This is a genomic window from Xanthomonas sp. SHU 308, assembly GCF_000364645.1.
Classification (GTDB): domain Bacteria; phylum Pseudomonadota; class Gammaproteobacteria; order Xanthomonadales; family Xanthomonadaceae; genus Xanthomonas_A; species Xanthomonas_A sontii.
On sequence record NZ_AQOK01000688.1, the window covers coordinates 1 to 13,121 of the forward strand.

General features: G+C 68.2%; 10 protein-coding genes and 1 pseudogene. 7 read left to right on the forward strand and 4 right to left on the reverse strand.

The window, feature by feature from the left end:
• Positions 1–282 (forward strand): annotated as a pseudogene (locus D588_RS25420) (hypothetical protein); the annotation flags it as partial.
• Positions 283–386: 104 nt separating this feature from the next.
• On the opposite strand, the gene D588_RS0118570 reads toward D588_RS25420, so the two are convergent.
• Positions 387–1,508, reverse strand: a complete 1,122-nt coding sequence (locus D588_RS0118570) for an ROK family protein (RefSeq protein ID WP_017917043.1) — start codon at positions 1,506–1,508, stop codon at positions 387–389.
• A 113-nt stretch (positions 1,509–1,621) separates the two neighbouring features.
• Between D588_RS0118570 and D588_RS0118575 the strand changes: the two genes are divergently transcribed.
• The 6 genes from D588_RS0118575 to D588_RS0118600 all read left to right on the forward strand — a co-directional run bounded on the left by D588_RS0118575 (position 1,622) and on the right by D588_RS0118600 (position 9,479).
• Complete coding sequence (locus tag D588_RS0118575) at positions 1,622–4,120, forward strand: TonB-dependent receptor (protein WP_017917044.1); 2,499 nt, start codon at positions 1,622–1,624, stop codon at positions 4,118–4,120.
• Positions 4,121–4,143: 23 nt separating this feature from the next.
• The gene (locus tag D588_RS0118580) at positions 4,144–5,040 is read left to right on the forward strand and encodes a glycerophosphodiester phosphodiesterase family protein (RefSeq protein WP_017917045.1); all 897 of its coding nucleotides are present in this window, start codon (positions 4,144–4,146) and stop codon (positions 5,038–5,040) included.
• A gap of 209 nt (positions 5,041–5,249) precedes the next feature.
• Positions 5,250–6,407, forward strand: a complete 1,158-nt coding sequence (locus tag D588_RS0118585; RefSeq protein ID WP_017917046.1) for a glycerophosphodiester phosphodiesterase family protein — start codon at positions 5,250–5,252, stop codon at positions 6,405–6,407.
• An 89-nt stretch (positions 6,408–6,496) separates the two neighbouring features.
• Positions 6,497–7,987 (forward strand): hypothetical protein, encoded by a 1,491-nt coding sequence (locus D588_RS0118590; RefSeq protein WP_232764331.1) that lies wholly within the window; start codon positions 6,497–6,499, stop codon positions 7,985–7,987.
• A gap of 299 nt (positions 7,988–8,286) precedes the next feature.
• Positions 8,287–8,748, forward strand: coding sequence for a cell wall hydrolase (locus D588_RS0118595; protein ID WP_019797714.1), 462 nt, complete (start codon positions 8,287–8,289; stop codon positions 8,746–8,748).
• Between the two features lie 122 nt (positions 8,749–8,870).
• Positions 8,871–9,479, forward strand: a complete 609-nt coding sequence (locus D588_RS0118600) for a glutathione binding-like protein (protein WP_017911124.1) — start codon at positions 8,871–8,873, stop codon at positions 9,477–9,479.
• Positions 9,480–9,528: 49 nt separating this feature from the next.
• Here the strand turns inward: D588_RS0118600 and prpE are convergent, their stop codons facing one another.
• The 3 genes from prpE to D588_RS25425 all read right to left on the reverse strand — a co-directional run.
• Entirely contained in the window at positions 9,529–11,400 is a 1,872-nt protein-coding gene (gene prpE, locus D588_RS0118605; protein ID WP_017917048.1) for a propionate--CoA ligase, read from the reverse strand.
• Between the two features lie 89 nt (positions 11,401–11,489).
• The gene (locus D588_RS27995) at positions 11,490–12,017 is read right to left on the reverse strand and encodes a hypothetical protein (protein ID WP_148828354.1); all 528 of its coding nucleotides are present in this window, start codon (positions 12,015–12,017) and stop codon (positions 11,490–11,492) included.
• Between the two features lie 299 nt (positions 12,018–12,316).
• Positions 12,317–13,121, reverse strand: an 805-nt coding sequence (locus tag D588_RS25425) for a prolyl oligopeptidase family serine peptidase (protein WP_017917049.1), incomplete at its 5' end; no start/stop codon positions are given.

The window sequence follows — 13,121 nt, forward strand, 5'->3', positions numbered from 1 at the left end:
CATGCGCAGTGCACCGCCACCCGGGCGGTCGCCGAGCATGCGCTGTGCTTCGCCGCGCTGACCGCCGCCGCACAGATCGCGCTGGCCGCCGGGGTGGTACTGATCGGCGTGCTGCTGGATGCGCTGGACTACCGCGACGGGCACTGCCTGCTGCTGTGCTGGGCGATGGCGGCCGGCCCGCTGCTATGCGGGGCGCTGTGCCTGCTGCTGGCGCTGTTGACGGGACGCCGGCGATCGCATCCGATCGGTGCCGGCCTGGCGGCGAACGCGAGCAGCGGCTGAGACAGCGGACGCTGCGACGCAACGGGCGAGCATCAGGCCCGAATCCTCGGCGGCACGGCGCCATGTCGCTGGCTTGAACGCGGCGCACCGCGCACGCGCATGTCTCAGGCGAAAAACGCCCGCTGCAGCGGCATCAACGCCGCGCCCAGGGTCACCGCGTCGCCGACGGTGCGGGCGATGCACAGTTGCGGCAGCGGCGGCGCCAGGCCGTGCCGGTTGGGTGCGCGCGGGATGCGGATGCGCTCGATCAGGCGTGCGCCGATCGCGGCCGGCAGGCGCCCGCCGATCACGATCGCCTGCGGATCCAGCGCATAGGCCAGATACGCGCACAACTGCGAGAACGGTGCCTCGGCCATGTCCAGCCAGGCGTCCACGCCCGGGGTGTGCGCGTCGATCGCGCCGAGCATCTGCTCGACTCCGGCGTAGTCCTGGCCGGCGGCCCGCACCAGCGACAGCAGCGCGTCCAGGTTCGGATAGGCCATGCCGCCGACGGTCCAGATGCCGCCGAACTCGCCGGCATTGCCGCGGTGGCCGCGGAACAGCCGGCCATCGGCGATGATGCCGCCACCGAAGCCGTTGGTCAGGTGCAGGTAGACGAAGTCGCGGCAGTCGCGGCCGACCCCGTACAGACTCTCGGCGACCGCCGCCGCCGCGCCATCGTTCTCGATGGTGACCGCGCAGCCCAGGGCTTCTTCCAGGATCGGCACCAGGTCCACCTGGGTCCAGTCCTCCAGCGCCGGCGGCCCGGCCATCTGCCGGCCCTGCCCGGTGAAGAACGCCGAAATCGCCATGCCCATGCCGACTACCCGCGCCGGGTCCACGCCGGTCTCGGCCAGCAGCTCCGCACGGAATCGCTGCAACTGCGCCAGCACCGGCGCGCGGCGCATATCGGCCAGGCCCACGCGGCGCTGGCCGCGCACGGTGCCGGCGAAATCCACCAGCGCCAGCGCCACCACGTCGCCCATCAGGCCGATGCCGAAGGCGTAGGCGTAATCCGGCGCCAGCCGCACATCGACGCTGGGATTGCCGCGCCCCTCGGCGGCACGGGCGCTGAGCTGGACCATGCGGTCCTGTACGAAGCCCTGCAGCAGGCGCGCCACGGTGGGCTGCGACAGATCCAGGTCGCGGCTCAGCGCCGCCTGGGTCTGCACCCCGGTCTTGAACACACGATCGAGCAATTGGCGGCCGCCGGCACTGACGCGCGGCGGGAAATCGGAATGCGGCATAGGCGGACGCAAAGCGTGATGGATGCACGAACCGCAACAACCTAGCACGTGGACATCCAATTTTCATACATTGCAAATAGTATTAACCACACATTCTTTTACTGGGGGTCTTCATGCGTACCGTTCATCCGCACCCGAGCCTGCTGGCACTGGCGCTCGCGTCCATCCTCGGCAGCGCCGCGACCGTCCATGCCGAGGACGCGCCAGCACCCCCGGCAGACGCCACCACCACGCTGGACCAGATCGTGGTCACCGGCACGCCGCAGGGCCAGTCGCAGAAGGACGCCCCCTTCGCGATCAGCGTGGTGTCCAAGGAACGCCTGGAGCGCAGCACCCCGAGCAGCAGCGTGGACATGCTGCGGGCGGTCCCCGGCTTCTCCGCCGAACCCTCCGGCGGCCAGGGCGGCGGCCAGAACCTCTACGTGCGCGGCCTGCCGGCCGGCGGCTGGTACTACGTGCAGTACCAGGAAGACGGCCTGACCCTGTTCGACGAGCCGCAGGAAAGCTTCTTCAACGTCGACACCCTGTTCGCGCTGGACATGATGACCGAGCGCCTGGAAGTGGTCCGCGGCGGCACCTCGCCGCTGTTCGCGACCAACGCGCCGGGCGGCACGGTCAATGCCATCACCCGCCACGGCACCGCCACCCCCGAGGGCGCGGTACGCATGAGCGTCGGCAGCGACGGCCTGCGCCGCGAGGATGCCTACAGCGCCGGCCCGCTCAGCGAGAACGTGCTGTACAGCATCGGCGGCTACCACCGCAGCGACGACGGTCTGCGCCGCACCGGCTACACCGCCGACCAGGGCGGCCAGTTGCGCGGCAACCTGACCTTCCTGATGGGCGATGCGATCCTCGACGTCGACGCCAAGTACCTCAACGACCGTACCGCCTTCTACAACCCGATCCCCCTGGCCGACCCGCGCAACCCGTCGCAATCGCTGTCGGCGCTGATCGATCCGCTGGACGGCACCCTGCTGTCCAACGACCTGCGCCACACCACCGCGCTGAGCTTCGACGGCAACGGCCCGCTGGCGCGCAACCTCGACCTGGCCGACGGCATCCACAGCAAGGTCAAGCAACTCGGCACGCACCTGGAATGGGATCTGGGCAACGGCCTGACCTTCAACAACCGCATGCGCTTCGTCGATGCGGAGGTGGACTACACCGCGCTGTTCTCCGGCGCCGCGCCCTACGACGCCGGCGCCTATCTCAACACCCAGCTCGGCCGTGCGCGCAGCGGCTTCGGCACGCGGGTGGCGCGGGTCGGCTACGTCGCCAGCCGCAACGGCGCCGCCTACGATCCAGCCGCGGCCAACGGCCTGGTGCTGGAGAGCGGCTTGTGGAATGCGCGCACCCATCTGCGCACGCTGTCCGACGACCTGCGCCTGAGCAAGGCGTTCGACGACACGGCGCTGGGCCAGCACACGCTCACCGCCGGCCTCGACGTGCAGCACTTCGAATACCGCCAGGACCGCCTGCAGAACACCGTGCTGACCACGCTGCAGAACAACGCGCAGCGCCTGGACGTGCTGGCCTACGACGCCGCCGGCAACGTGGTCGGTTCGGTCACCCAGAACGGCTTCGTGCGCTACGGCAATGGCGTCACCCGCGGCTTCGCCAACGGCACCTACCTGTCGCCGTACCTGTGGGACTCGGTGCGCTTCGGCCGCCTTGGCCTGGATGCCGGCGTGCGCTACACCCGCTACAACGCCAACGGCGGCGTCTACGCCAACACCACGCGCAATCTCGGCGATCCGACCACGCTCGCCGACGACAACGTCGGCGGGCTCAGCGGTGCGTTCAGCCCGCGCACCGATCATCGCCATGCCACGCAGTGGACGCTCGGTGCCGAGTTCGCGCTGACCCCGCAGTTGCAGACCTTCGCCCGCTACACCCAGTCGCAGCGCCTGCCGCGGCTGCAGAACGTCTACCAGACCCAACACGCCGACGTCACCGATATCGACCAAGCCGAGGCAGGCCTGCGCGGCAGCTTCGGCGACACCTTCTCGTTCTCCACGGTCGGCTTCTGGAGCCGCTTCAACGATCTGTCGATCAGCGCCATCGTGCTCGACGGCAGCGGTGCGGTGCAGAGCCTGGCGCTGGTCGGCAAGACCCGCACGCTTGGCCTGGAATCGGAGTTCACCTGGCGGCCGTCGCCGCTGTTCGGCATCACCGGCTCGGCCACGCTGCAGGATCCGCAGACGCGCGGTCTGAGCAATGCGACCACCGGCCTCAGCTACGGCGACCTGGACGGCAAGCAGATCTCGCGCATTCCCAAGTTCATGGCCTCGCTCAGCCCGACCCTGTACCTCGACATCGATGGCCGACCGGTCGAACTGTCGGCCACCGCCTATCGCATGGGCCAGCGCTATGTGGACTACACCAACGCCACCGCCCTGCCCGCCTACACCACCTACGACCTTGGCCTGTTCGCGCGGTTGAGCGAGCACCTGGAGCTGCAGTTGCACGCCGCCAACGTCGGCAACGCGCTCGGCCTGACCGAGGGCAATGCGCGCGTGGACACGCTGTCCGGCCAGGGCACCGCCGACGCGATCTACGCGCGGCCGATCTTCGGCCGCAACTACAACGCCTCGCTGACCTGGAGATGGTGAGCATGCGCTTCCGGAGACTGCTGATGAGCGCCGTGCTGTCGATGCCGGTCCTGGCCATGGCGGCAACGCCGAGCCTGCCCGACCGGCTGCGCGACCCGCACGGACCGGCGCTGGTGGTGTCGCACCGCGCCTGCTGGACGTTCGCCTCGGAGAACACGCTTGACGGCATCGCCGCGTGCATCGCGCGCGGCGTGGACATGGTCGAGATCGACGTGCGCACCACCCGCGACGGCGCGCTGGTGCTGATGCACGACGAGACGGTGGACCGCACCACCGATGGGCACGGCGCGGTGGCCGATCTGGACGCGGCGCAGATCGCCGCCTTGCGCGTGCGCGGCCGGGGTGGCGGCCGCGACAGCACGCTCACCGCGCGGCATCCGCCGACGCTGGCGCAGGCGCTGGCCTTGGCGCGCGGCAAGGTCCTGGTGAACCTGGACATCAAGGCCGCGGCACTGGACCAGGTGATCGACGCGGTGGAGGCGGCCGGCGCGCAACGCGACGTGCTGCTCAACGTGCTGCTGGACGTGCCCGCAGCGGTGCTGCAGCGCGCGCGCAAGGCCGACATCGCGGTGCAGGCGCTGTACCTGCAGCGTGAATCGACGCTGCCGCCCGAGCAGGCCCTGCGCCGCGCCGCCAGCTTGCAGCCGGCGGTGGTGCAGCTGATGTTCGACGACCCGGTGGTGCTGGACATTGCGCAACGCGAACTGGCGCCGCACGCGCGGCTGTTCGTCAACACCATGACCAACGACATCGCCAGCGGCAAACCGATGCGGCTGTCCGCGCACTACACCGACCAGCGCGCGCTGCGCGATCCTGCCGCGGTCTGGGGCGGGCTGCGCAAGCACGGCGTCAGCATGATCCAAACCGACGAGCCGTTGGCATTGCAACGCTACCTGCACGACACGGACACGCCCCGGTAGCGGGCATCGGTCCAAATCCCGGCGACATCACGCGGTGGCCCACGCGCGGTGTCGCCAGGAGTCCAGTTTCAGACGGGTGGCATGCAACGCCAGGACGATGCCCGTCGCTTCGAGCATTGCGCTGCAGACAAACGCGCCCATGGGCGCGGCGGTTGCCGCGCGCTGCGCTGCTTCACTTCATTCCATCAACCCCGAACGGAAGAGAGCACATGAAACTGCCCAAGAAACCCGCCAAGGTTCTCGCCCTGGCGCTGGCCTGCGCGTCGCTGGCCACGCTGTCCGGCATGGCGTCGGCCGCCAGCAACTGGAACCCGCAACATATCCTCAACGTGATGAAGAATCCCTACCAGGGGAATCACGCCGATGTCGTGGTGATCTCGCATCGCGGGCTGGTCGGCAACGGCTGCGCGGAAAACTCCACCTGCTCGATCCTCAGCACTTACAACAACAACATCGAAGCGATCGAACTCGATGTCAAGCAAGCCTCCGACGGCATCCTTTGGCTGTTCCACGACCAGAACGCCGGTCGCGTGGTGTATCACGAGCCCGGCTTCTATATCTTCCAGCCGGCAACCAATCCGAAGGGCTGGAATCCGGACATCAGCACCCTGACCAGTCATGATCTGGTCAACTCGTTCCTGCGCGACAAGAACTTCGCCAAGACCAACGACAATCCGACCTCGCTGGCCAAGGCGCTGAACACCGTGGTGACCTACGCCAACCACATGGTGGTGGTGCTTGATCTGAAGAACCTGGATGCAGTCTCGCGCGCGGCCGACCAGGTCCATGCGTTCCGCATGGAGAACCAGGTGGTGCTGAAATTCAGCGCCTCGCTGCTGCCGAAGACGCCCAGCGAGATCACCCGCTTCACCAAGGGTGTGCCATTCGCGCCGACCATCTACGCCGGCGACATGGACAGGCTGGCCGATGGCGGCTACGTCGGCGAGTGCGGCTCGGGGCGCGGCGACACGCCGGCGTGCCGGGTCAACGCCTGGATCAACGAGGCGCGTCGCCAAAGCGGCTTCGCCTGGCTGGAAATCGGCAACAAGCAGCCCCGCCGCGGCGATCCGACCGCCGAACTGCTGGCCGAGAACCAGGCGCAGAAACGCGCGATCGGCGCGTTCTCGCCGGTGCCCGAGTACCGCCTCAGCAGCCATGACGGCCAGCACTACGTGCGCAGCAACGGCACCTGCTGCGCCTCGCTCGACGATTACCTGACCCGTACCAAGTACTTCGGCAACGAGACCGCCGACGACCGTCCGGACTTCCGCGCGCAGGTCACTGCCGGCTTCACCAGCATCATCACCGACGATCCGCTCGGGGTGATTCGCGCCAACGTGCCGCGCAACACCGCGCGCTACAACTGACCACTGGATGGTCGCCCGGGGAGTGCGCTCCCCGGTCCTGCACGGCGCCCATGCGCCGTGCAGTCCGTCGCCCGCCTTCAGGAGTTCCCATGCGTTCCGCCCCACGTCCCCGCCATCTGCTTCTCGCGCTGCTGGTCGCCGGCGCGTGCGTGCCGCTGCTGCAACGCGCGGCCACCGCCCACGGCGCGCAACCCGCAGCGCCGGCTTCCCTCGCAACACACCCGCCTGCCGGCCCGGCCAGTGCGCAGACGCCGCCGTCCACTGGCGCCGATTCGATGAACGGTAGCGCCGTGCCCGGGCCACCTGCGAGTGCGGTGCTGGCCGCGGCGCAGGCGCTGCCTGCCGACTTCCAGGCCGATGTGCTGCTGCGCCTCGCCGCCTCCGACGACCTGCAAACCGATGGCGACCGGGCCGCTGCCGCGCAACGGCTGACCCAACAGGCCGTGACACTGGCCGAGCGCGCGCAACGGCGCATGCCTGGCCTGGCCCGCGTCGGCAGCATCGACGAAGAGCACGACGACGAACTGCGCTCACCGCGCACCGCTGGTCTGGATCGGCTGACGCTGCAGACACGCGCCGCACAACACGCCACGCCAGCGCAGGTTCAGGCGTTGTTCGCCGCACTGCCGACGCCGCACGCCGGCAGTTGCGATGCGGACTATCTCGACGATCCCAGCCCGACCTATGCGTTGGCCAGCGCATTGCAGCCGGCGTCACCGGCAGCGCGCGCCAGCGCAATCGCCGCACGCGTGGACGCGGCGCAACACGAAACCGACACCGCCCCGGCGCTGAAGATGGCGCTCGCCGCGGCGCCGCTGCACAGCGCGGGACAGGCACAGCTCGCCGACAGCCTGGTGCGCATGTTCGAACGCATCCGCGGCGACGATGCCGGTTTCACCGCCACCGAACTCAGCGTGGCCGGCGACATGCCGCTGGTGCTGCAACAAGTGTCCGACAGCGCCCTGCGCGAGCGCCTGCACGCCGCCTACCGCGGCTACGTCGCCGCGCATCTTGCGCAGACGCGCTGCCCTTCCAGCGTGCTCGGCAACCACTGGCTGCTGGAACAGCGCTTCGTCGCCGAGCTGCCGGCCGAGCGCATCGTGCCGGCACCGCAGCTCCCCGCGCAGTCGATCGACGCCGATGCGATCTCGCTGATCCGCCAGGCCGGCTACAACATCCGCACGCAGTTGCTGGATGCGGCTGCTGGTGCAGGCGATGCGGCGACGGAAAAAGCATCGATCGAGTTCCTCGACCAACTCGACCACGGCGTGCTGCAGCAAACCGCCGCCAGCGACGACAGCGGCCGCGTGCAGCGCGCGCGCCTGCGCGAACTGCTGCGCTATCTCGAGTACGCGCCGGCGGGCGCGGCGCGCGACCGCGGCATGCACCTGCTCGCCACGCTGCTGAGCGGCCCGTATTACGCACGCGATCACGACACCTGGTTCGGCGATCTGCGCGTGCTCGCCGATCAGGCGCAGCGTTGGCCGGATCGCGATCAACGCCTGGCGCAACTGAGCGGACACGCCGATCCGGTGGTGAAGGTGTACGCCATGCTGATGCAGCGCAAGCAGTTTCCCTGAGCCTCATGCGCCGCAGTGCGGCGCTGCACAATGCCGTCGTGCGGCCAGGCACGACGGCATCTCGACACAGCGGGATGTGAACCCTGTCAACACTCGGGATTCAGTTGCGATTCGGGAACCGGCCCCTATCGTTCGCGCCTCTTCTCGATCCGCCCATCTTGGCGGATCCGCCGGACTTCAGATTGCCGGCACCCGGGCGGCCCGTGACAGGCCGCCTCCCCATGACGCCAAGCCGCATCGCTTGCCGCGCCATCCCGGCGCAGCGCCACGACAACGGCCCATACGGAGCAAGGAGTACGATGAAACTGGCCTGGATTCTCTGGCTCTCGCAATTGTTGCCGCAACCCGCTGCCGATTCGCTTTGCCTCAGCACCACCGTGTACCTGGAAGCGCGCGACCAGACGCTGCGCGGACAACAAGCCGTCGCCGAAGTGGCGCTGCGTCGCCTGGACAGCGGCCTGTGGGGCGATTCGATGTGCCAGGTGGTCACCGCACGCAAGCAGTTCGCGCCAGGCCTGGTGAAGCCGGGCACCGAACTGAAGAACGACGACGCCTGGGCCGATGCGGTCAAGGTCGCCTTCGCCGCCGAGCGCAACTGGGCGCTGCCGCAGGGCCAGCGCAAGGAGATCGTGCCGGGCGCCAGCCACTTCGCCGCGCATGCCATCGCCAGCCCGAGTTGGCGCAATGCCTATCAGGTCGCGACCATCGGCGACCACACGTTCTATCGCGTGCAGAAGCTGCGCCCGCGCAACGCGTCCTGATCGTTCGCCACACAGGCATGCCCTGACGCAGGCGCGCGCGCCACGCATGGCGCGTCTTCATCGCCAAGCGCCCCGCACAGCAGGTACGCTCTGCCGTCCTGACCGATGCGGAGCCGCCTGCCATGAAACTGTATTCCAAGCCCGGCGCCTGTTCGCTGGCCGATCACATCGCGCTGCGCTGGGCCGGATTGCCGTTCGAACTGAAGCTGCTGGATGCCGCGGCGATGAAGGCGCCGGCGTATCTGGCGATCAATCCGGCCGGCGCGGTGCCTGCGCTGCAGATGGACGACTGGGTGCTGACCCAGAACTCGGCGATCCTCAACTACATCGCCGATCTCGCGCCCGACGCGCACCTGGCTGGCGACGGCAGCCCGCGCAGCCGTGCCGAAGTGCAGCGCTGGCTGGCCTTCCTCAACGCCGATCTGCACCCGGCGTTTCATCCGCTGTTCGGCAGCACCCGCTATCTCGACGATGCCGCGGTGATCGCCCGCACCCAGGAACATGCACGCGAACGCGTGCGCACGCTGTACGCGCGCGTGGAAGCTGCGCTGGAACAGCAGACCTGGCTGGGCGGCGCGCGCCGTTCCATCGCCGATGCCTACCTGTTCGTCACCCTGCGCTGGGCGCGCGCGCAGCAGATCGCGCTCGGCCCCAATCTGCAGCTGCATTTCGAACGCATGTCCGCCGATCCGCAGGTGCAGGCGGCGCTGCAGGCCGAAGGCCTGAGTTAAGCGATGATGCGAACGCCGGCGCGGCTGCGCCGGCGTCGCCGGTCGCACGTCAACCGCGCAAGGCGCGGCGGATTTCCTCCAGCGCGCCGGGATCGTCCAGCGTCGACAGATCGCCCGGATCGCGCTGCTCGGCCAGCGCCAGCAGCGAGCGCCGCAACAATTTGCCCGACCGCGTCTTCGGCAAGGCCTGCACCAGATACACCTGCGCCGGCCGCGCCACCGCGCCAAGACGCTCCACCACGCACTGGCGCAGTTCCTCGACCACTGCCGCGGCATCCGGCGCGACCTGCTTCAGCGTCGCGAACACCACCGGCACCTGCCCCTTCAATTCGTCGTGCATGCCGATCACCGCGACCTCGGCCACGTCGGCATGGCCGGCGATGGCTTCCTCGATCTCGCGCGTGCCCAGGCGATGTCCGGCCACGTTGATCACGTCGTCGGTGCGGCCGAGAATGAAGGTGTAGCCGTCCTCGTCGCGGATCGCCCAGTCCAGCGAGCTGTACAGCAGCGTATCGAAATGGCTGAAGTAGCTGCGCAGGAAGCGCGCGTCGTCGTTCCACACCGTGGTCATGCAGCCCGGCGGCAACGGCGGCTCGATCACCAGCACGCCCTTGCGCCCGGCCGGCACCTCGACGCCGTGCTCGTCGACGATGCGCGTGCGGTACCCAAGATTTGGAAAGCCGGGCGATCCCGGTTTCACCGGCCGCAGCTCGACGCCCGGCAACAGGGTCAGCACCGGCCAGCCGGTTTCGGTCTGCCAGTAGTTGTCGATCACCGGCTTGCCCAGCGCCTCGCCGATCCACAACGCAGTCGGCTCGTCCAGCGGCTCGCCGGCCAGGAACAGATAGCGCAGCGCGCTCAGGTCGCGCTCGCGCAGATAGCGCGCCGGATGCTTCTTCAGCACGCGGATCGCGGTCGGCGAAGAGAACATGGTGCGCACCCGGTACTTCTCGCACAGCGCCCACCACACGCCCGGATCCGGCTGCACCGGCAGGCCTTCGTACAGCAGCGAGGTCGCGCCGACGATCAGCGGGCCGTACACGTTGTACGAATGCCCCACCGCCCAGCCCACGTCGGAGGTGGAGAACATGGTCTGCCCCGGGCCGCAGTCGAACACCGTGCGCATCGACAACGCCAGCGCCACCGCATGCCCGCCGACATCGCGCTGCACGCCCTTGGGCTTGCCGGTGGTGCCGGAGGTGTACAGCAGGTAGCTGGGCTCGTTGGATTCCAGCCACACCACCGGCACCTGCGCATCGCCGACCTCGGCGCGCAGCTCGGCATAGTCGACGTCGCGCCCGGGCACGCGCGGCTGCGCCGGATCCAGCCCGCGCGAGACGATCAGCACCGTCGGCGGCGGCGCACTGGCCTCCGCGCAGGCGGCATCGACCAGCGGCTTGTAGGGAATGCGCTTGCCGCCGCGGCTGCCGGCATCGGCGGCGATCAGCAGCTTGGGCCGCGCATCGTCGATGCGCAGCGCCAGGTTGTGCGCGGCGAAGCCGCCGAACACCACCGAGTGCACCGCGCCGATGCGCGCGCAGGCCAGCATCGCGTACACCGCCTCGGCCATGTTCGGCATGTAGATGACCACGCGGTCGCCGCGCTGCACGTCCAGCCGCTGCAGCACCGCCGCGAAGGCGTTGACCTCGCGGTGCAGCTGCGCATACGTGATCTCCTGGGTCTGCCCGGTTTCGCTGGACACCGCGACCAGCGCCAGTTGCGTGGCGCGTTCGGGCAGATGCCGGTCCACCGCGTTGTGGCACAGATTGGTCAGCCCGCCGACGAACCAGCGCCGGAACGGCGGCGTGTCGTACTCCAGGATCGCCTGCGGCGGCCGCTCCCAGTGGATCGCCCTGGCCTGCTCGGCCCAGAACTCTTCGGGCCGCTCGATCGAACGCCGGTACAGCGTCGCGTAGTCCATGCCGCCCCTCCCAAGGCCGGTGCACCGGCTCCGAGCATAGTCCTTCGGCTAGGAGGGCGTCGTTCCGACCTTGGTCGAAGGGTGCCGATCTATAGCTTTCCGTCGAGGCGCGCTTGAGTGATTAGCCTCTGATCTGCTCGAAGCTGCTGCCGATCCGCATCATCAGTTGCAAGACATGTTCGATACTTGTCAGAAAGTTCAGCAACCTGGCGCTGCAGCTTGTAAACAGTGACCAGCCTTGTCTCAAGGTCTTTTTGAGAGAACTTAGAACAGTCTAGGTCCAGTACAGAAGCGCCGGCGACCAATTGATTAGATTCAGCGAAGTCTATATCCCACTCGGACAGCCAATGGACCACGGCGCCTGATCGGTAGCAACCTTGAGCAGCGGCTAACCTTGTATGGGATTTCTTTGCGCGCTCAAGAAGCGGAACTAAGCCTTGGATGTCGGATCGCAGTGTGCTCTCCATGCGTCTAAGCTCCACACGGAGATCAAGAGCTTTGATTTCGCCGGTTCGGCGAAATGCCAGAATTGCAACCACTGCTCCTATAACGCCGGTCACTCCTCCTACCATGCCTGCAATTGATCCAGCATAAGCAAGCCAACTTTGCTCTGACATAGCTTAGTCTCGCAAAAACATGCGTGTAGTAGCACTACGGGTAGCAACGTTGCGCCGCAACGTGGCGTCAGCTGGATGAATCCCCGGAGACGGACCTACTTCCCCGGCACCGCAAACATCACTACCACATTCGCCGGCGCCTGCTGAAGCTGCCGACCGATTTCTCCAGGTCGGCAGCCATCTCCCGCGAATGCGCGTACGCATTCTTCACCGTGTCGACCGCACCGCATGCAGTGAGCGCCAGCAACACCGGCACGCAGAGCAAACGCCATGGCATCGTGCGCTCCCAGGTCAGCCGACTATTGCGCCTTCGCCTTGTCAGCCGACGCCGCACGCGGCGGCGCCTGCTTCACGTAGCGGTCGAACCACTCCAGCATTTCCGCCACCACGTCCTCGTTGGATTCGCGCGCGGTATACCAGTGCGGTTCGAACGGCAGCAGCACCAGCCGCGCGGTGCCGCCGAGGCCGCGGATGGCCTGGAACATGCGCGGGGCCTGGGTGGTCTCGGTGCCGGGGTTGGCATCGTCCATGCCGTGCACCAGCAGCAGTGGTTCGTTGATCTTGTCGGCGTGGAAGAACGCCGAGGCCTGCGCGTACACCTCCGGTGCGGCCCAGAACGAGCGCCGCTCGTTCTGGAAGCCGAACGGGGTCAGGGTCTTGTTGTAGCTGCCGCTGGTGGCCACGCCGGCGCGGAACAGGTCGGTGTGCGCCAGCAGGTTGGCCGCCATCAGCGCGCCATGGCTGTGGCCGGTGACGCCGATGCGGTCGCGGTCGACCACGCCCAGCGCCACCGCCTTGTCCACCGCCGCCTGCGCGTTCTCCACCAGCTGCTGCAGGTAAGTGTCGTAGGCGGTCTTGGGATCGCCGACGATCGGGAACGCGGCGTCGTCGATGATCGCGTAGCCGGCCAGCAGCAACAGCTGGTAGGAATGCAGGCGGGTGAAGTCGCGGTCGTTGGCGCCGCTGACCTGGCCGGCCTTGGAGGCATCGGCGTAGTCCAGCGGATAGGCGTAGAGGATCGCCGGCACCCGCGTGCCTTCCTTGTAGCCGGGTGGCGTGTACAGGGTGAAGGACAGTTCCACGCCGTCCTTGCGCTTGTAGGTC

Bases quoted from the DNA above. Each gene is read 5' to 3' on its own strand.
- prpE (WP_017917048.1), bottom strand. From the start codon at position 11,400: ATGGACTACGCGACGCTGTACCGGCGTTCGATCGAGCGGCCCGAAGAG.
- D588_RS27995 (WP_148828354.1), bottom strand. From the start codon at position 12,017: ATGTCAGAGCAAAGTTGGCTTGCTTATGCTGGATCAATTGCAGGCATG.
- D588_RS0118600 (WP_017911124.1), top strand. From the start codon at position 8,871: ATGAAACTGTATTCCAAGCCCGGCGCCTGTTCGCTGGCCGATCACATC.
- D588_RS0118585 (WP_017917046.1), top strand. From the start codon at position 5,250: ATGAAACTGCCCAAGAAACCCGCCAAGGTTCTCGCCCTGGCGCTGGCC.
- D588_RS0118575 (WP_017917044.1), top strand. From the start codon at position 1,622: ATGCGTACCGTTCATCCGCACCCGAGCCTGCTGGCACTGGCGCTCGCG.
- D588_RS0118590 (WP_232764331.1), top strand. From the start codon at position 6,497: ATGCGTTCCGCCCCACGTCCCCGCCATCTGCTTCTCGCGCTGCTGGTC.
- D588_RS0118580 (WP_017917045.1), top strand. From the start codon at position 4,144: ATGAGCGCCGTGCTGTCGATGCCGGTCCTGGCCATGGCGGCAACGCCG.
- D588_RS0118570 (WP_017917043.1), bottom strand. From the start codon at position 1,508: ATGCCGCATTCCGATTTCCCGCCGCGCGTCAGTGCCGGCGGCCGCCAA.
- D588_RS0118595 (WP_019797714.1), top strand. From the start codon at position 8,287: ATGAAACTGGCCTGGATTCTCTGGCTCTCGCAATTGTTGCCGCAACCC.